This window comes from Microcystis sp. M_QC_C_20170808_M3Col (assembly GCF_007095505.1).
In the GTDB taxonomy this organism is placed as follows: domain Bacteria; phylum Cyanobacteriota; class Cyanobacteriia; order Cyanobacteriales; family Microcystaceae; genus Microcystis.
In genome coordinates, this window is record NZ_SFBY01000464.1 from 1 (window position 1) to 17,825 (window position 17,825).

The 17,825-nt window shown below is 43.8% G+C and carries 20 protein-coding genes, 1 tRNA gene and 1 pseudogene; 13 read left to right on the forward strand and 9 right to left on the reverse strand.

What is annotated here, in order from left to right:
* Positions 1–349 precede the first annotated feature (349 nt).
* Both EWV84_RS21435 and EWV84_RS21440 read right to left on the reverse strand, forming a co-directional pair.
* Positions 350–820 carry a hypothetical protein gene (locus tag EWV84_RS21435; protein ID WP_287079939.1) on the reverse strand — a complete coding sequence of 157 codons (471 nt, stop codon included), beginning with the start codon at positions 818–820 and terminating at the stop codon, positions 350–352.
* A gap of 13 nt (positions 821–833) precedes the next feature.
* Positions 834–1,670, reverse strand: a complete 837-nt coding sequence (locus EWV84_RS21440) for an ATP-binding cassette domain-containing protein (protein ID WP_286825724.1) — start codon at positions 1,668–1,670, stop codon at positions 834–836.
* Between the two features lie 388 nt (positions 1,671–2,058).
* Between EWV84_RS21440 and EWV84_RS21445 the strand changes: the two genes are divergently transcribed.
* The 3 genes from EWV84_RS21445 to EWV84_RS21455 all read left to right on the forward strand — a co-directional run bounded on the left by EWV84_RS21445 (position 2,059) and on the right by EWV84_RS21455 (position 3,125).
* Positions 2,059–2,373, forward strand: a complete 315-nt coding sequence (locus EWV84_RS21445; RefSeq protein ID WP_287079940.1) for a DUF433 domain-containing protein — start codon at positions 2,059–2,061, stop codon at positions 2,371–2,373.
* Positions 2,374–2,580 carry a DUF5615 family PIN-like protein gene (locus EWV84_RS21450; protein WP_287079941.1) on the forward strand — a complete coding sequence of 69 codons (207 nt, stop codon included), beginning with the start codon at positions 2,374–2,376 and terminating at the stop codon, positions 2,578–2,580.
* Between the two features lie 179 nt (positions 2,581–2,759).
* Entirely contained in the window at positions 2,760–3,125 is a 366-nt protein-coding gene (locus tag EWV84_RS21455) for a BrnT family toxin (RefSeq protein ID WP_287079944.1), read from the forward strand.
* A gap of 111 nt (positions 3,126–3,236) precedes the next feature.
* Here the strand turns inward: EWV84_RS21455 and cdd are convergent, their stop codons facing one another.
* Entirely contained in the window at positions 3,237–3,638 is a 402-nt protein-coding gene (gene cdd, locus EWV84_RS21460) for a cytidine deaminase (RefSeq protein WP_287079945.1), read from the reverse strand.
* Positions 3,637–3,838: pseudogene (locus EWV84_RS21465) on the reverse strand (helix-turn-helix domain-containing protein); the annotation flags it as partial. The gene cdd and the pseudogene EWV84_RS21465, both read right to left, overlap by 2 nt.
* Positions 3,839–4,057: 219 nt before the next feature.
* On the opposite strand from EWV84_RS21465, the gene EWV84_RS21470 reads away from it, so the two are divergent.
* Positions 4,058–5,905: an RNA/DNA-binding domain-containing protein gene (locus EWV84_RS21470; RefSeq protein ID WP_287079947.1), complete on the forward strand. Its 1,848-nt coding sequence runs from the start codon at positions 4,058–4,060 to the stop codon at positions 5,903–5,905.
* A 244-nt stretch (positions 5,906–6,149) separates the two neighbouring features.
* Here the strand turns inward: EWV84_RS21470 and EWV84_RS21475 are convergent, their stop codons facing one another.
* From EWV84_RS21475 to pheS, 3 genes are all read right to left on the reverse strand, one after another.
* Positions 6,150–7,268 (reverse strand): NAD(P)/FAD-dependent oxidoreductase, encoded by a 1,119-nt coding sequence (locus tag EWV84_RS21475; RefSeq protein WP_287079950.1) that lies wholly within the window; start codon positions 7,266–7,268, stop codon positions 6,150–6,152.
* A 74-nt stretch (positions 7,269–7,342) separates the two neighbouring features.
* On the reverse strand, positions 7,343–7,687 hold the full coding sequence (locus tag EWV84_RS21480; protein WP_004160866.1) for a DUF4870 domain-containing protein: 345 nt from the start codon (positions 7,685–7,687) through the stop codon (positions 7,343–7,345).
* A 13-nt stretch (positions 7,688–7,700) separates the two neighbouring features.
* Complete coding sequence (pheS, locus tag EWV84_RS21485) at positions 7,701–8,705, reverse strand: phenylalanine--tRNA ligase subunit alpha (RefSeq protein WP_287079951.1); 1,005 nt, start codon at positions 8,703–8,705, stop codon at positions 7,701–7,703.
* Positions 8,706–8,946: 241 nt separating this feature from the next.
* Between pheS and rbp the strand changes: the two genes are divergently transcribed.
* On the forward strand, positions 8,947–9,240 hold the full coding sequence (gene rbp / locus EWV84_RS21490; RefSeq protein WP_286825731.1) for an RNA-binding regulator: 294 nt from the start codon (positions 8,947–8,949) through the stop codon (positions 9,238–9,240).
* Between the two features lie 437 nt (positions 9,241–9,677).
* Complete coding sequence (locus EWV84_RS21495; protein WP_002733784.1) at positions 9,678–9,842, forward strand: Asl3888 family RNA-binding protein; 165 nt, start codon at positions 9,678–9,680, stop codon at positions 9,840–9,842.
* Here EWV84_RS21495 and EWV84_RS21500 read toward each other — a convergent pair.
* Positions 9,839–12,538, reverse strand: coding sequence for a CBS domain-containing protein (locus tag EWV84_RS21500; RefSeq protein ID WP_287079953.1), 2,700 nt, complete (start codon positions 12,536–12,538; stop codon positions 9,839–9,841). The genes EWV84_RS21495 and EWV84_RS21500 overlap by 4 nt on opposite strands.
* A 113-nt stretch (positions 12,539–12,651) precedes the next feature.
* Here EWV84_RS21500 and EWV84_RS21505 point away from each other — a divergent pair, with 113 nt between their 5' ends.
* The 7 genes from EWV84_RS21505 (at position 12,652) to EWV84_RS21535 (ending at position 16,666) form a co-directional block, all read left to right on the forward strand.
* Positions 12,652–13,098 (forward strand): CopD family protein, encoded by a 447-nt coding sequence (locus EWV84_RS21505; RefSeq protein ID WP_287079954.1) that lies wholly within the window; start codon positions 12,652–12,654, stop codon positions 13,096–13,098.
* Positions 13,099–13,480: 382 nt separating this feature from the next.
* The gene (gene psbZ, locus EWV84_RS21510; protein WP_287079956.1) at positions 13,481–13,669 is read left to right on the forward strand and encodes a photosystem II reaction center protein PsbZ; all 189 of its coding nucleotides are present in this window, start codon (positions 13,481–13,483) and stop codon (positions 13,667–13,669) included.
* A 93-nt stretch (positions 13,670–13,762) separates the two neighbouring features.
* Positions 13,763–14,308 (forward strand): 6,7-dimethyl-8-ribityllumazine synthase, encoded by a 546-nt coding sequence (gene ribH / locus EWV84_RS21515; RefSeq protein WP_287079957.1) that lies wholly within the window; start codon positions 13,763–13,765, stop codon positions 14,306–14,308.
* 57 nt (positions 14,309–14,365) lie between these two features.
* Positions 14,366–14,686, forward strand: a complete 321-nt coding sequence (locus tag EWV84_RS21520; RefSeq protein WP_287079958.1) for a hypothetical protein — start codon at positions 14,366–14,368, stop codon at positions 14,684–14,686.
* Positions 14,687–14,757: 71 nt separating this feature from the next.
* Positions 14,758–14,829, forward strand: a tRNA-Gly gene (locus EWV84_RS21525).
* Positions 14,830–15,000: 171 nt separating this feature from the next.
* Entirely contained in the window at positions 15,001–15,408 is a 408-nt protein-coding gene (locus tag EWV84_RS21530; RefSeq protein WP_287079960.1) for a hypothetical protein, read from the forward strand.
* Positions 15,409–15,418: 10 nt separating this feature from the next.
* Positions 15,419–16,666: a glutamate-5-semialdehyde dehydrogenase gene (locus EWV84_RS21535; RefSeq protein ID WP_287079963.1), complete on the forward strand. Its 1,248-nt coding sequence runs from the start codon at positions 15,419–15,421 to the stop codon at positions 16,664–16,666.
* Positions 16,667–16,850: 184 nt separating this feature from the next.
* Here the strand turns inward: EWV84_RS21535 and EWV84_RS21540 are convergent, their stop codons facing one another.
* Positions 16,851–17,657 (reverse strand): MlaE family lipid ABC transporter permease subunit, encoded by an 807-nt coding sequence (locus EWV84_RS21540; protein WP_287079966.1) that lies wholly within the window; start codon positions 17,655–17,657, stop codon positions 16,851–16,853.
* Positions 17,658–17,825: the final 168 nt, after the last annotated feature.

The following is a 17,825-nucleotide window of genomic DNA, read 5'->3' on the forward strand; positions in this document are numbered from 1 at the left end:
AGAGAAGATGCAAGGGTTTTGAGTAATTTTAGCAGATTCAGGGGCACCTGAGCGACTCTCAATCAAGCTAAAAGCCCTTTCCTGTAAGGTTTTTAGCTTTATTCAGCAAACCCTAATTAAGGTTTGCGGCAAAAAGTTTTTCGTGGGGACAGGGTGTGGGGTGTGGGGTGTGGGGTGTGGGGTGTAGGGTTTTATCGATTTTGAGGGGGTCAATTACCTAATTTTCAGGGAAAAAGTACCTGAATTTTACCCCCGATCACTCCAATGGTTGGCACTTTTTGAGAGGAAAAAAGTCTAAAAGCCTTACCAAACAAGGTTTTTAGATTTATTCAGCCAACCCTAATTAAGCTTAGAAATATCCAAAGAATTTTCTTTTTTTGGCTAGATTCTTGTAGTGCTGTAGAGCATATTCTGCATCTGATAAACGCAAATCTACTTCAAGATCGCTGAAAAAACCTCCTGCCATGGTAGTATGTTCCTGAGCTTGAGAGGCAGCCCGTATAACTTTCTCAAGTTTTGCAGATATTATTGAAGCTTTTCTTTGTAATAATTCTAGCCTTGGCTGTTGTATTCCAAAATAAATGTAAATTACGAATGATTGCGAAACGATAGTTATTGTAAGAATTGTAAGAATTGTAATTATTTTTGTAGAAAATAACCAATAAAAAACCATCGTCCAGGCAAATGCTAACAGCAACCATAAAAAATCGAAGTTTCTTTGCTGCCTATCTATTTGTTCGCACATATTAAGAAGCTTCTCAGAGTATTCATTTAACAAAGAGATAATCAGCTTTCTGTCTTCCTCACTAAGAATAGCCATTAGCTTACTTCTCCTAAACGCTCAATGAGATTTGAAAAAGAGACTCGATCGCATTAAGAAAATACCTAAAATTGGCAACTTTTAATCGTTGATCATAACCTTGGGTAGTTGGTATCAGTAACTCATTATCTCCTGAAAGAAAGTTTTCCATTACTAATGAGGTAGAGCGATATTCATGAATAAAATTGTTTGCTCCTCGCTTATTACGAATATTTTGGATAAGTTGTTCATAGGTTCCCTCAACATAGTGTTTATTAACCTCTAACCTGTTGTTCCACCATAGATCCTGCTTGGTAACTAAAGTAATTACTATGGTTTTTCTTTGATCAGCAATTGATAAGTGTGGCTCTATTCTTCTTAAAACATCTAACTCTCGATTACGACAAACTGCCGCATATTCTCTTAGAAATTCCTCTAAAGTCATACCACTTTGATACAGCCGGTGCTGAGTATAGCTAAACTCTCCAAAGGAGTGATAACCCCATGACACCACATGAATAATTAGCTTAATTTTTCCACCGACCAAAGTTCTTAAAAGATCATCCCAAGTATCTTCTCGGCGCTTTTGGCCGGGGGCAACTATTACTGAGCCAATATTATTACTTTCCAGCTTGTACTGTTCAATTGATATTGACTCTTGATAAGTTTGCAGGAGACCGCTTAACTCAAACTCACCCGATAATAGCTTACCGAGGGTGCTTTTACCAGTGCCACCAGCACCAAAAATTGCAATTTTTAATTCTCCATTCTTCAATAAATTAAAAATTCTCTTAAATGTGGGAAATAGTTTCTCCGAAATCTCAATTACGCCTACACCTGTACCAATTGCCTCAATGGTTTCAACAAACATAATTGACTTCCATAGGGTTACTAAATTAGTTTAACTTAATTGATCAACTTTGGTGATTTTATGGTACTGCCAGCCCTAATCTGGATTGGGACATATTGCGATATTTCTGTCTAACCGAATTGATCTGATCCAGAATGACACACCCAGTATAACAGACTGAAGAAATCTTCGGCTATCAGAAACGAGAATCATGGCGATCGCATCTGTTCAGGCCGAAGTCTGACTCTTCACCTAACGGAAGATTTTTGATTTTTGCAAGAGGTCTAATGTATCAGACTTATCTGAAATGACTATAACTTTTGGATAGGATGCACAATTAGCATCCATATCTTGATTCAGCAACGCCTAAAACTGTTAGAATAGGTCAAATCAATTAACTAGAGGCCCTATGTTAGCTCTAACCTATCCACACATAGAAAAAAGTGACGACCAACCCGCACATTTACAAAGATTACCGCGTATCCGCGTTGCTCAAATTGTCATGGACTACATCGCCTATGGTTGGTCGGTAGAAGAAATCTGTCGTCAACACCTTTATTTAACCCTAGCCGAAGCTCATGCAGCCATGGGTTACTATTTTGACCATCAAGAAGAAATTGACCAAGAAATCACCCTGGAATGGCAACAAGTACAAGAAAATATGGCTCATCAAGCTGCCAAGTCGCCTTTTTATATTCCCATGAAAGCAAAAGGGCTACTGTAAATGACTATTGCCTTGTACATGGATGTTCATGTTCCCCAAGCAATTACCGAACAGTTGCGTCGCCGAGGCATAGATGTATTAACAGCATTTGAAGACGGAACCGAACAACTACCTGATGATCAACTTTTGCTAAGAGTAACTGAGCTTAAGCGCATTCTCTTTACCCAAGACATTCGCTTTAGAGTTTTAGCCAAACTTAGCAAGTAAAAGGCAAGCCGTTTTCAGGTTTAATTTTTGGTCATCAACTTGGAGGCACTATTGGTCAATTTGTCAAGGATTTAGAATTGATTGCTAAGGCTTATGAACCTGACGAATGGTTCAATATAATTGAATATATCCCGTTTAAGTGATAGATAGAACATATTAAAAATGTACCATCAGTTTCAGTGGGTAGCAGTATAATTATTTTAGGCAGTTTGACTGGGATAAAAATTCTATCAAAGCACGAAGTCTCATTTGAGTCGGCAAAAACTGTTTTTGATGATCCTCTCTATGTTGAATTCTACGATCCAGAGCATTTAGAAGGAGTTGATATTATGTTAGTTAAAGGACTTAAAAAAGGCAAAATTATTGAGTTATTAGAGGCAGTTGATTTTCCTGATAATGAAGATGTATTAGTAGAAATTAGAGAGGTTAATGATTTTTGGTCAGCTTGGCAAGATTTTAGGCAAAGGGTAGATTTGACAACTCTTGATGATGATACTTTGGATAATTTACGGGACAACTCAACTGGTAGAGATGTTCATTTATGACTCTCAAGTATTTACTAGATACTAGATACTAATGTTTGGTCAGATAACGGCTCTTATAGCAGTTATCTTAGCCGTTGTTGTAGTACCTTAAACCCTATACTTTGCCCACAGTTAAAAATGAAAGGAAAAAGGCAGTAAATCCGAGAGATGAAAACGATAATTTTGCTGATTTCCACAGATAATAATCTCTGCTTTCGGCGCTAATTCGGCTATCCATTGACGACAGGCCCCGCAGGGAGTTAACTGACTAATATCATCCTTCCCATCGATACAGGCTATAGCGATCGCCCGTACTTCTCGATCGCCCGCTGCGATTATTTGCGCTAAAGTTGCCCTTTCCGCGCACAAACTCAAGCCATAACTAGCGTTCTCTACATTAGTACCAGCATAAATCTTTTTATTTGTCAAGACCGCTGCCCCCACCCGAAAACGGGAATAGGGAGAATAGGAAAGTTTCGCCACTTCCCGAGCAGTGTCACAGAGTTGTTGTCTTTCTTGTTCAGATAGGGTCATCGGCTAGATAGCATCCGAGGGAACTTTGATTACTTCTTAATTATCGCTTTGGTCGTGCTTTGATGACATCCGAGCAAGACAACCATTTGCCGTTGAGATAAATTTCCCTCTTGACTAAGTTGGTAGAGCAAGTTTCTTTGTTCTATGTTAAGATATTGGGGGCTTAGTTTTTGGGATTTGTTGTTGTATTGATCGGACAATACCTCATGAGCCTTTCTCTGTCAACTCTTAAGGAGTTGTGCGTTTCATTTTTGAATTGGCGATTTAAGATCAGTTTTGTTTAAGTATCTTTTACCATGACTTCTACATCGAACTTTCAGCCGACGATAGTCTCAGAGTTTTAGCCGACCTCGAACTCAGGCTAGTTGCTCATTTTCACAGCAAAAACTGCATCCATAAATTTATCGCCGAATTTTAGCATGGAAATTGACACACTACTGCAGCAAATTGATATTGGCGAAGACCAAGAATATGAGTTTAAATCAGCCGAGGGAGGCTTGCCAAAAGACATTTGGGAAACTCTTTCAGCTTTCGCTAATACCGATGGCGGTTACATTATTTTGGGTGTTAGTGAAAAACATGGTAAATTAAATATTACTGGCATCAACAACCCTCAAAACTATCAGAAAATATTTTGGGATACCCACAATAATAGTCAAAAACTGAATATTGCCCTCTGTTCTAACTCCGATGTTCAAGTGAGACTCATTAATCATCGAAACCTGCTGCTTATTCATGTACCCAGAGCCTCCCGGATTCAACGTCCTGTTTATATCAACAATAATCCGATAACTGGCACATATAAGCGCAATCATGAAGGAGATTATCTTTGTTCAAAAGAAGAAATACAGCAAATGTTTCGCGATGCCAGCAATGAACCTCAAGATTTTCAACTTTTAGATAATTTTAATCTCAATGATGTTGATACTGATACTCTGAAAATATTTCGCCAACGGTTTAGCAATCGAGAACCAGACCATCCTTGGTTAGCATACAATGATCAACAATTACTCCATCAGTTAGGAGGATGGCGACGAGATAGAAATTCTAGCCAAGAAGGATTAACTGTAGCGGGTTTACTCATGTTTGGACGAGAACGCAGTATTTTAGATGCTTTCCCCCATTATAGTCTCGACTATCAGGAAAAATTATCTGACGATCCTGAAAAAAGATGGACATATCGCTTAACTCTTGATGGTAAATGGGAAGCTAATTTACTTAACTCTTATTATCGTATTTATGGCAGATTAATTAATAATTTAGATGTTACTTTTCAATTAGACAAAGATGCCGTTCGTAAAGATGAAACCCATGTTCATGAAGCTTTAAGAGAGGCTTTAGTTAATACTTTAATCCACGCCGATCACCAGTCTTCACGGCCTATAAAGGTGGTAAAATCTATTGATGGCTATCTGTTTTCTAATCCCGGTCGTCTGAGAATTCCCCTACAACGTCTCTATGAAGGTGGCACTAGCGATCCTCGTAATCCTAATCTACAAAAAATGTTTCAAATGCTCGGATTAGGTGAAAAAGCTGGCTCTGGATTTGGAAAAATCCTTCGTGCTTGGAAAGAACAACAATGGGAGATTCCCCGAGTTTCGGAAGAACTTGACCTAGAAGTTACATCTGTTAATTTACGGATGACAAGTTTAATTCCCGCATCAGTTGAAGTGGAATTAAAAGGGATTATCGGTGATGCTTACCGTCAGTTAGGTGATCTTGATAGGATAATATTAGTATTAGCGCATCAATTTGATGAAATTAGTAATATTGACATTCAGCGTTATCGATCAGAACATCCCAGAGATATTAGCGAACACCTTCGTAATTTAGTTAAAAATGGCTGGTTAGACCAGTCAGGTAAGTGTCGGGGAACACGCTACACCCTATCTAACCAGAATTCTTTAGCGCAACTTTCTCTATTACCAAGCTCCGAACATTACGAACCAAGCTCCGAACATTACGAACCAAGCTCCGAACATTACGAACAGTTAGAGGCAATTGCTGAACCCATACGCAGAAAAGGCCGCACTAGTAAAGACTCGGTACGAAAAGTGATTCTTGAACTATGCTCCCAACAATATCTACCCCTCCGAACATTAGCTCAACTGCTCGGAAGAGAACCTGATACTATTCGTAATCACTATGTCAACCCGATGATAGATGAGGGATTGCTGAAGCTTAAGCATCCCGAACAAAGGAACCATCCTCAACAAGCTTATCGAACAGTATCTCGATCGCATTTCCTATCAGCGCAAGATGAGTAAACACCCGCTCCTCCCGCCATTGCTCATAGTTAGGGTTTGCTGAAAAAGTTTGTTGGTGGGGGCAGGGTGTGGGGTGTGGGGTGTGGGGTGTGGGGTTTTACCGGTTTTGAGGTGGCCAATTACCTAATTTTCAGGGAAAAAGTACCTCAATTTTCCCCCTGATCACTCCCATGCCTGGTACTAACGAAAGGAAAAGGGCAGTAAATCCGAGAGATTAAGCAGACTACATCGGCAAGCCGCTAATTTAGCGATCGATACCTAATTTACAACTTAACATTTCCCTGACCATTTTAGCGGTAGCGGGGGCTAATAAAACCCCGTTGCGGTAGTGTCCCGTGGCCAGAATAACGTTATCGTATCTGGGCAAATATTCGATGATGGGAGCGGATTTTTTCTCCGGTCGCGGTCGCTTACCGGACCAAGTACGCACGATCGCACCCGTGGCCAAAGAGGGACAAAAAGCGATCGCCTGTTGATACACTTGCTCTAATAGGGCAGTATCGGGGATAATTTCGCCCTTTTCGTCCATAAATTCCACCGTTGCCCCAATCCAGTATTCCGCTCCGGCCAAAGGGAGAATATGCAGGTCATTTCCCGTTAAAATCGGCTTAAAATCGGAACTTTCTAAAGGTTGCGTCAATTTTATCTGCAAAGCTTGCCCTAAAACCGGTCGGATATCCACTGGATGGCTAAGAGTTGCGGTTAAAGCAGTAGAACCAATTCCCGCACAAAGAATCAAAAAGTCGGTTTGCTCTATACCATTAGAACTATAAATATGGGTGCATTGCCTCAAATTAGAGCCTTGAAGCTCTGTCTTCCCGAAATTTTCAACTTTTACCCGAAATTGACATTTTACCCCCCTTCTTGCCGCAGCAGCGACGAGAGCCTCCGTGAGCGCGGCCGGGTTAATTTGACGATCACTGGGAGAATAGATAGCACCCTGGAGATGATCGCTGGCCACTTGGGGACATTTTTGGTTTAAAGTCTCTTTATCCCAGATTTCTAGATAATATCCCTGTTCTTGGCGGATTTGGGCTAACTTGCGCCAATTTTCTTCGTCTTCAGCACGCGATCGCAGGAGGACAATGCCATCACGGTGACAGGGAATAGTCAGTCCGGTGAGGGATTCTAGCTCAGGAAGGAGGGTTTCGTAACGTTTTAAACTTTCTTGCCGCAGTTTCCAGGCTCTACCTTTAGTTTTATGGCTGATAATCCCCATTAAAATCCCTAAAGCTGCCCCAGTTGCTCCTTGTCCTGGTTTTTTTTCATCGATGAGGGTAATTTCTAATCCTTCGATGGCGCTTAATTCGTAGGCAATGGTGGCCCCCACTATTCCCGCACCGATGATGACAATTTTAGTCATAAACTCCAGAGGCTATTTTTCTAGTGGGAATAGGACTAAAAAAGGGTTGAACAGGTTTCAACCCCGATAATTAATTACAGAACCCGGAAAATAAAAGGATAACGGAAAACCTTATAAGCATCTTTCCAGACTTGCAGGATAGCAAGAATGGGGAGAACAATGTTCACCACACCAAGAATCGCTAAGAGCAAATAACCGATTAAAACCCAAATTAGAATCCCAGCAATTAGGTAGTATAACCACATATTCAGGTGAAAGTTTAAAGCTTCTTTGGCGTTTTCCTTCACCGTTCCATCATCAGAAATGAAATAAATAGCTAAAGGAATCCCCACCGATACCAGCGTAGCACTCAAAAAGATCGAGGCATGACAAGCCACGGATAGGAGTCTTTTTTTGGTTAAATCTTCACTCATGACCATCGGGTTTATCCCCCTAAAATTGGCGGAGAAAGCGGATATCGCTATTATAACAACGGCGAATATCGTCTATCTCATGTAATACCATAGCAAATCTTTCCACGCCAAAACCAGCAGCAAAACCCGTATAGATTTGGGGGTCATAACCGACTGCTTTTAAGACATTGGGATCCACCATACCACAGCCCATCACCTCCAACCATTTGCCTTTCCACTGCACATCTACCTCGGCCGAGGGTTCGGTAAAAGGGAAATAGGAAGCGCGGAATTTAACCGGTAAATCGGCCCCAAACATTTGCTTAAGAAATTCTTTAATTGTTCCTTTCAAATCCGTAAAAGTTAATCCCTGGTCCACCGCTAATAATTCCACTTGATGGAAAACCGCGGAATGGGTAGCATCAACGGTATCGCGACGATAAACGCGGCCCGGGGCCACAATCCGAATCGGGGGTTCGTGACTTTCCATGTAGCGAATCTGCACCGGGGAGGTATGGGTCCGCAATAAACGACCATCACTCAAGAAAAAAGTATCCTGCATATCCCGGGCCGGATGGTCAGCAGGGATATTTAAAGCCTCAAAATTATAATAATCGGTTTCTACCTGCGGCCCAGTGGCGATGCTGTAACCCAGACCGACGAAAATATCGATCATGCGATCAACTGTGCTATTTAAGGGGTGAATTCGCCCTAAAGGACGGCTAAGAGCAGGTAGGGTGACATCGAGGGTTTCCGCCGCTAATTTCGCCTGAATTTGGGCATTATTTAGACTTTCTCGCTGAGATTCCAGCAACGATTGCACTAATTCTTTTACCTGATTAGCGATCGCACCGAGGCGCGGTCTCTCTTCGGGGGTTAATTTGCCCATTTCCCGTAAAATCTGCGATAATTCTCCTTTCTTACCGAGATAATTCACCCTTAGCTGTTCTAAGTCTTCTAGGTTTGTTGTTTGTTCGATGGAATTTTCCGCTTTCGCTGCCAGGGTTTTTAGGGCAGTTTCGATCGGATGGGGGGATAAACTCATAATTAGGGCATTTTATGGGGCAGCATTCTAGTCTAGTTTATCTGCTCCCGTGGCGAGAGAGGCAGAATCAATCAAAGCTAATAGCTATGTGCTAGGATGGAGATCGAGAATAAAAGTCGGCACTGCGGCTCGTTGTCAGTATTAATGGTCAAAGCATTTCTGTTTAGTATTGGTTCAGCTAGTTCCCGAAATCTTGGTTCTCTACAAATCTGTTGTTTTTATCTGTGCAAGGATAGGTTTTATGTCAATTTATGTTGGTAATCTCCCTTTCGAGGTTGACCAAGAGGATGTAGCGGAAGTTTTTACCGAATATGGTAAAATCAAGCGCGTTCACCTCCCCATGGATCGGGAAACGAAAAGAAAACGCGGGTTCGCTTTCGTGGAAATGGAAACCCCAGAGCAAGAAGCGAAGGCTATTGCCGCTCTTGACGGCGCTCAATGGATGGGACGAGAATTAAAAGTCAATCAAGCTCGCGAAAGAGAACCCAAATCTTCCTTTTCTGGCGGTGATCGCAGCCAAGATCGTCGCTACTAATCCCCAATCGTAACCATTCTAGGTTATCGGAAATTTGGGTTGAAAACCCCGTCCTTTTAGGACGGCTTTGTGGTAGGATGTTTGTGGGTGGTTCCGAGCGTGAGAACGTGAGGAAATAGGTTAAACGTCCTACTCCGTGATCTCAAAATTTCTAACAGTCAATGGTGTTCAATTAAGTCCAAACTGTAAGAACGCAAAACAATTAAATACTGTGGGACACACAGAAATTTACGCTTGGGGAGTAGTCCATAAGAGTGCTTGCCTTATAGGTGTAGTCGGACTAGACATGAAACTGTAAGACCAAAATTAGCGTTGCTAGTGGAGGCAGGATTCAGCCCAAGAATCTCCGCACTTTTAGGGTGGAGAGTGTCAATGTCAATAGGGGAGGCGAGCGCTCGTTTCCCCGCTTGTCTATCTATTATCCCAAGGAGATTCTTGTGGCTAAACGTCGTAATTTGAAAAAAGAAAAAGCTGAACGCAACCGCGCCTACGCTCGTCAATTCCGGGCTGCCTCTAATCGTACCACCACCAGAGGAGGTAGAGGCGGTTATTCCAGCGATCAAAGACAATCTTCGGAAAATGAAGGGGCAGCCGATACCTAATCTGCTGACTTAGTTAATCTAGCAATAAAAGCCATAGCCTCGCTTTTATTGCTGACTATTCCATCTAAAGTCGCCCCCAACACTGCCGCAAGTAACGATTTAAACTGGGGGCCTGGTTGATAACCCAAAGCTTTTAGGTCATTGCCGTCGATAGGAGCCTCGATCTGCGACCATTTAGTTAAATATTGCCAGATTAAAGCCCGCATCCTAGTCTCACTCCTCACCGCCACCAGTAACAAACTAGGAACCTGATAACCGTTGAAAAAGCTGACAATTTGACTAACGGGTCGATCATAAGCAAAATTATTGCTAATCTCCCTTTCCATAACTTCTAGTTTTTGTAAACGCTCCCCACTATCTTTGGGCAATTGTAAATTATTAGCGATCGCTATTCTTTCCCCCATAGCCAGAGAAGCGATTAATAATTCCAACCGCATTAACCAAGCATTCACCGGCAATTCCAGACTTAAACAATCTAACCAACAACTGAGACAGCGCAATTGTCGCCATAAAGCCCGATTTAAACTTAAATCCCCGTGTAAACAGTGCAAAGCCCCCAAATCGGCCAACTTTTCTAAGGCACTTTCCCAGTAATCCGCCTCTAAAATATAATTCAACTCCGCTTTTAAACGGGACTGTAAAGCCGGTGCATTCTGATTTTGTTGTCGTGAGCGATCATAAACTCCACTTTCGATCGCATACCTAATGTAGCCTTCTGTCAAGGGTTCAATAACAAATCTTAACCGAGTGGCAAAACGCACCGCTCGATAGATGCGCGTCGGATCCTCGATAAAACTATTAGCGTGTAAAACCCGGATTTGTTGGGCGCGTAAATCCAACATACCGCCAAAAAAGTCGAGTAATTCCCCCTCTTTCGGCGAAGTTAGGCGAATTGCCAGAGCATTAATCGTAAAATCCCTTCTATACAAATCCTGTCGAATCGAACTAGCCTCCACTTGGGGATTGCTGGCAGGATAGGGATAGAATTCCGTGCGTGCCGTGGCGATATCCACCCATAACGAGCCAAAACGCTCATCTTTGTGCCATAACAAAGCCGCCGTCTGAAATTCCCCGTGAATCGATAACCGGGCCTCCGGATAAATTTCCTGTAAACAATTAGCCAATTCCACCCCCGCACCCACATCGGCGGCGCGATGGCAGCCATCCACCACTAAATCGATATCCTGTAACAATAAAGTATCCCTTTCTGCCGCTAACAATAAATCGCGCACCGCACCCCCAACCAGATAGAGATGCCAACCGCGTTTTTGAGCGGCAGTGGCGGCAGCTTGCAGGAATGACCATAAAATCGGCTCTAAACGCTCTTTAATCGCCGGTAAAAGACAGGAAACCAAAGCAAACCCTTCAAAACGCACCCGCTCATTTTGATGAATCTGTCTTAATACATCTGTACGAGTGACGATACCGACTAACTGCCCGTTTTCTAGTACAGGTAAACGCCCCAAATCGTACGTTACCATCAGCGACTCGATTTCCTGAAGGGAAGTGTCGGGGGTAATAGTTTTCGGATTACAAGTCATGTATCCCTTCACAGGAGAGCGAGAAAAGCCGTGATGCAGAGCTAAATCGAGGTCACGACGAGAAATCACCCCAACTAAGCGATCCTGCTCATCTACCACCGATAACCCCGAATGGCCGTAACGGAAAAGGATGCGCTCGGCTTGAGATATGGAAGTATCGGGACGAATTGTTCGCACCGGAGAAGACATTAAGTCCCTAGCAGTAGGAGAAGGTGGAATTTGGGCAATTAAGTCCCCTAGCAGTTGGTTTAACTGTTGAACTGGCTGAACATCGCGAAAACTCACCGAAGCGGCCTGAGCATGACCACCGCCGTTATAGGGGGAAAAAAGCCGATATAGATTCACCCCATCGATTCTAGAGCGACCAATCACAGTTAAACGCTGTCGGGACTTATCTTCCTCGTCTTTACTATAACTATGGCCGAAAAGGAGCGCATCACTATCGGATAATTCCAGTAGGCGCTCGGCCACACTAGACAAACCTGGGATAAAATCGGCAGTATGGAGGAGAACGTGGGCGATTTTACGGTCATGGATCGTTTTAATCTCTAGATTTTCCCAACCAAGGCTAAATAACTCCTGTAAGCGCGGGGAAAAACTCGGTTGACAGTATTGGGCGATCGTTTTAATGTTAGCAGCACAGGTCATTAACCAAGCCAAAGCATAGGCATCCCTGGGGGTACTACCGGCAAAAGTCAGGGAACCCGTGTCAACGTGAATACCGAGTGCCATTACCGTCGCTTCCATCGAGTTTGGTTTAATGTCGGCTTTTTGTAAAGCTTCTACAATTAAAGTCGTGGTGGCTCCCACTGCTTCTAAATGGACGCTAGAGGCATGAATATCGCTTTCACTATCCAAATGATGATCATACAATTCGATCGCCTGTAAATGCCCTAAATCGAGCCACTGGGAAGCTTTTCCCAGACGCTCCCGCCACTGATTATCAACGATAATTAAAGAGCGAATACAGGCCGGATTGACACTACGCAGTTCAATTAAAGCGAATTCATCCCGATGCAGGGCCAAAAATTCCCTCACCGTCGGGTGCGCTCCCCCCGTTAACAAAATGCGACTACCCGCTTTCAGCAACGATAAACCCACCGCTGCCCCCAAAGCGTCAAAATCCGCCGTTTGATGACATAAAATTAAATCCATATTTTTTAGTAAGGAGAAGATATCAGGATTTTTTCTGTATCTATTGTTACTGAATACTCGGAAATAGCCGAGCCAAGGACTATAAGTTAGCAAATCATGACCAAGAGAAACCCATGTTGTTCAAAATTTTAGTAATTCTCCACAGCCTAGGGGCGACCGTCTGGGCCGGTGGACATTTATTGCTGGCAGTCACCGTTCTACCCCAGGCCCTCAAAAACCGAGAACCAGACCGAATTCGTCAATTTGAGCAATATTTTGAGGGTTTTGGGTTATCTGCTTTATTGTTGCAGGTAATGACGGGCTTAGGACTGACTTGGATTTATTTGCCCGGTTTTCGTAATTTTTGGTTATTTGATAGTTTTTTATCGGTTTATATAGGCATTAAGTTAGCTTTACTGCTATTAACTCTCATCTTAGCCCTTCATTCCCGCTTTTTTCTCATTCCCAAACTGAGCGAGGAAAACTTAAATTTCCTCACCCTGCACATAGTCGCTGTCACCACTCTAGCAGTATTGTTCGTCATTTTTGGCGCTGGCATCCGTTTGGGGGGCTTGACCTAGGCCTCGACCATTAGTTTTTAGCGGTTCAGCAGTCTGGAGACCTTTCTAGGCTAGGTTTGGCGAAAACGCAAAAACACGGTAATCTGAGCAAGGGATCACAGAGAGTCACTTCCCCCACCTAACCCTTACAATCCTGCTTTTGACAAGGATGGAGACATCAAAAAAATTTGAAGACCCGCTGCGACTGGGTAGTCAGTGGCAGTAAAATTAAAATGCTCGTGGATTCGGTCTGACGGGGATATCTCCCCTAACCCCTGATTCAGGGAGGAGCTAGAGGAAGGGTCGTCCGGTTAAGTTGAGTGGAAGCGAGGCTCTTCCATACAAGTATCAAATCTGGGAGAATTATCTAAATAAACATCAACTGCTTTAGGAGAACCCAATCATGTCTATTGTTTTTCAATTTTTTCTCATTGCCCTAGTTTTATTTTCCTTGCTGATGGTGATTGGTGTCCCCGTTGCCTATGCTTCCCCCCAAAACTGGAACCAATCGAAACCCCTTCTCTATGTGGGTTCGGCAATTTGGGCGATTTTAGTCGTTGCCGTCGCTATTTTAAACTTTTTAGTGATTTAGTCTTGATCAGGAGTCGGGAGACTATTTTTATTTATTCTCCCCACTCCCCCACTCCCCACTCCCCCATCCCCCATCCCCTAACCCCTTCTACCTATGACTGTTTTTGAGGGAAATTTTACCGAGGATATATCCTCTTGGCGCTTTGCGATCGTGATTGGTCGTTTTAACGATCTCGTCACTGATAAACTGTTATCAGGCTGTCAAGACTGTCTCAAGCGTCACGGGGTTGATGTCAATCCCGATGGCACTCAAGTGGATTATATCTGGGTACCCGGTAGCTTTGAAGTGCCAATGGTAGCCCGTCAAGTCGCCCTTTCTCACCGTTACGATGCCGTTATTTGTCTAGGGGCAATTATTCGCGGCCAAACGCCCCATTTTGATTACGTTGCCGCCGAGGCCGCAAAGGGTATCGCCGCGGCCGCTTTTCAGACAGGTGTTCCCGTTGTCTTTGGTATTCTCACCACTGATACCCTACAACAGGCCCTCGAACGGGCCGGTATTAAAAGTAATTTGGGCTGGAATTATGGCCTATCTGCCCTAGAAATGGCTAGTCTCATGCGTCAATTGCGCCCCCGGGATGAAAATAAACCCCTAGAATTATTGGAAAATAATCCCCAACAGGCACTGATAGAAGGCTAACAAAATTCTCCGAGAATTTAGGGTTTTAGGTGTCCCCACTCCCCAGGAGTTCCACTGATGAGCGAAGCTGAACAGAACAAATATATTAACCAACTGAGACGGCAATTAGTCAACGCTGTCGAGAGAATCAAGACTCTGGAATTGGATTTAGAACCAGAGGGACGGATTACAGCAGCTTTTGAGGCTATGGAACGCCATATCGATGAAAAATTCGCCGCAGTGGATGAAAAATTCGCCGCAGTGGATGAAAAATTCGCCGCCATTGACAAGCGCTTTGATCGCTTGGAACATCAGTTCAACCGACTACAGGCTAAGATAGAAGTGGTTCTCGAAGCTATTACAGGTTTGGGGGATTTGCCAGAAGATGAATCATTGTAAAAAAATGATCCAAACTACTTGACAAATGGTCTGAGATTTGGCACACTTATAGAAGTGTAAAAAAAAGGCTTGCGGGCATAGCTCAGTGGTAGAGCGTCACCTTGCCAAGGTGAATGTCGCGCGTTCGAATCGCGTTGCCCGCTTGAAAAAATCTTGAAATATACCTTAAGGTCAGGATGAATAATTTAGGGATATCCCTTAAGATGGGAATTACCCGTGAGCAATAGGGTTGAGGATTTTGGGCAACCGTTGAATACCTTAGCCATTGACCACGAGCGACTAAAAACAACCGTTTATAAACAAAAATTTAGCTTGTGCGACCGCATAAATATACCAAAATCGACCAACACCAAGACTATCCTTGTCCCTGTCGTCGGAAAGGGACATTATGCCCGATTTTATTGACCGATGCCTTTGGATGCGATCGCTGTCAACAGATATTTGTGCTACAGGAAAACGGCCAAATTATCGAACAATTAGCCCCCCACTATCCCTATAAACGCACTTGGCGCTGGACGGGATTTCGTTGGGTGAGTATGAATCAGCGCCTTGGGGAAGGAGTCTTGCCCCTGATGATGGGGATAATTCTGTTATTATCGATCGTCTGGCTACCGTTAATCTTGAAATCACCGCCGGGGGTAAGCGTGATTTTTGGGGCAATTCTAGTTATGCTATTAGTTATTTTGCCCGCATTCATCTTTTGGTTAGCCTATCGACGCTAGACAAGAATCTATGATCGAAAGTTCCCCCAAAACCCCCCCGACGATCTTTAAGCAAGCATACAATGCTTTTCTGGCTCTAGGTCAATTCAATGGCAACGAAAGAAATCGCGGGGTAATCGCGATCGCTAATGGCATTAAAACTGGCTTTGATCGCATTTTAGAAGCCAATACCCTCGATTTAGAGGTCAGTCGAGAGATGGCCGTCTCAGAACAAATGATTCGCTGGTTACGGTTAACTCCCGAACGTTTAGAGACGACGGTGGAGGTATTGCAACAACTAGCGGAAGCATCGGATCCGCTGCAACAGGTAATTAACGCGGCCTATCAACTTAATCCGTCCCAAACCTATTGCCAAAGGATGCCTTTAGGAGTGATTGCCTTAGTCTATGAAGGTTTTCCCGAATTAGCGATGGTAGCGGCGGGATTTTCCCTAAAAAGTGGCAATAGTTTGATTATTCGCGGTTCCAATGCCTCTAGTCATTCCGATGGAGTGATTACGGAAATTATCCAAGAAGCATTGGAAGATGTGGGTTTACCGGTGGATTGTGTGAGTGGTTTACCCTGTGATTCTAGTCCCTCCCTAGAGGAGTTGGTGACGCAGGAAAATTATGTTAATTTGATTATTCCCTACGGTCGCCCTAGTTTAATCGGTCAGGTGAGTCAATTGGCCACGGTTCCCGTTTTGCGTGCGGCCATGGGAAACTGTTATTTGTATTGGTCTCCTAGTGGCGATTTGGAGTTAGCTCGTCAGGTAATTATCGATAGTCATGGCAGCATACCCGATCCGGTTAATGCGATCGAAAAAGTTTTAATTAGTCCCCATCAGAATTCTTCGACTTTAAGTCGTTTGTTTAAAAGTTTGCAGGAAAAAGGCTTTAAATTGCGGGGAGATACCCGATTAGCGGCGGATTTTCCGGAACATTTAACCATTGCTACCGATAATGATTGGCAAAGACCCTATTTAGAAAAAACCCTGGCCTTTAGGTTAGTGGATACCCTAACTGATGCGATCGCTTGGATTAATAAGTATAGTAGCGGTCATGCCGATTGTATTGTCACCGAATCCTATCGAGAAAGTCGTCAATTCGCCATGGAGTCCGATAGTGCTTTAGTTTATATCAATTCTTCACCCCGATTCGATCGCAATCCCAAACAGGGAGAATCGGTATTTTTGGGCATTTCCAACCAAAAAGGCCAGCGCCGGGGGTTAATCAACCTAGAAACCTTTACCACCCTTAAACAGGTGGTGCAGGGGTAGTTTTGGTGAACTGGGTATTGTTAAGTTAGCTAAAAAAGCAGATAACCCGGACTGTTCTGAGTGCCGCAGTTCCGGCGTCCCCTTATCGACCTAGACTAATTTAGGGTCTGCTGAAAAAGTTTTTCCTAGGGGCAGGGTGTAGGGTGTGGGGTGTAGGGTGTAGAATGAGCGTTTTTAACTGAAATTACTGTCCAAATAAAACCGAACTATTGCCAGATCCTTGGAACAAGATCCAAGTCATCAGCAGATTAGATACAAAAATCGCTAAGAGCATAGTGACTACGGCCGCGGTAGTAGCTTGGCCGACTCCTTTAGCACCGCCATCGGTCGTTAAACCCCAATTACAGCCGATAATCGCGATTAAAGCCCCAAAAACCACCCCTTTAACCGGTCCACTCAGTACATCTCCCACACCCAGGAAACCGTGAACCGAGTCGAGAAAAACTGAATTAGCAATCCCGTATAAACTTTGGCCGACCAGCAAACCGCTACCTAAACCGATCAGCAACGCCATAACACTCAAAGCGGGAACCATAAGACAACAGGCAATTAAACGGGGCAGCACCAGATATTCCACGGGATCGGTTTTGAGCATATAGAGTGCGTCGATCTGCTCTGTCACCTTCATGGTACCGATTTCCGCCGCAAAAGCCGATCCTACCCGACCGGCTACCACGATCGCCATCATAATCGGACAGAGTTCCCGACCGAGAGCAAGGGCCAAAATTCCCCCCACCATACTGCTGGCCCCCAAAGCTTGGAACTCCCGCGCCACCTGGATCGTAAAGATCATCCCGATCACCGCAGCCGTGATCATGGCGATGATCAGCGAGGCGGGCCCGGCTGCTACCATTTGTTCTTGGGTGACGCGCCAATCGGGTTGGCGCGTGAATAGGAAGTAAAAAACCCTGCCGGTTAATAGTACCGCCAACCAACAGCGCCGAAACCAAGAGCTTAATTCCTTGCTAAAAATCGCTAATAAATCCTTCATGGTCCCCAAAATCGATCGGACTAGAGAAAAGTCTATCCTGTTTTGTCTTCTAATAGTTAGTAAAAGTATAGTCAAATATAGACAGACTGAATTCCATTTCAGAAATTCCCTTCACTTTTACTTCGAGAGATTGATTCTCCTTGGGTGAACTACGCACCTCTCTATCCC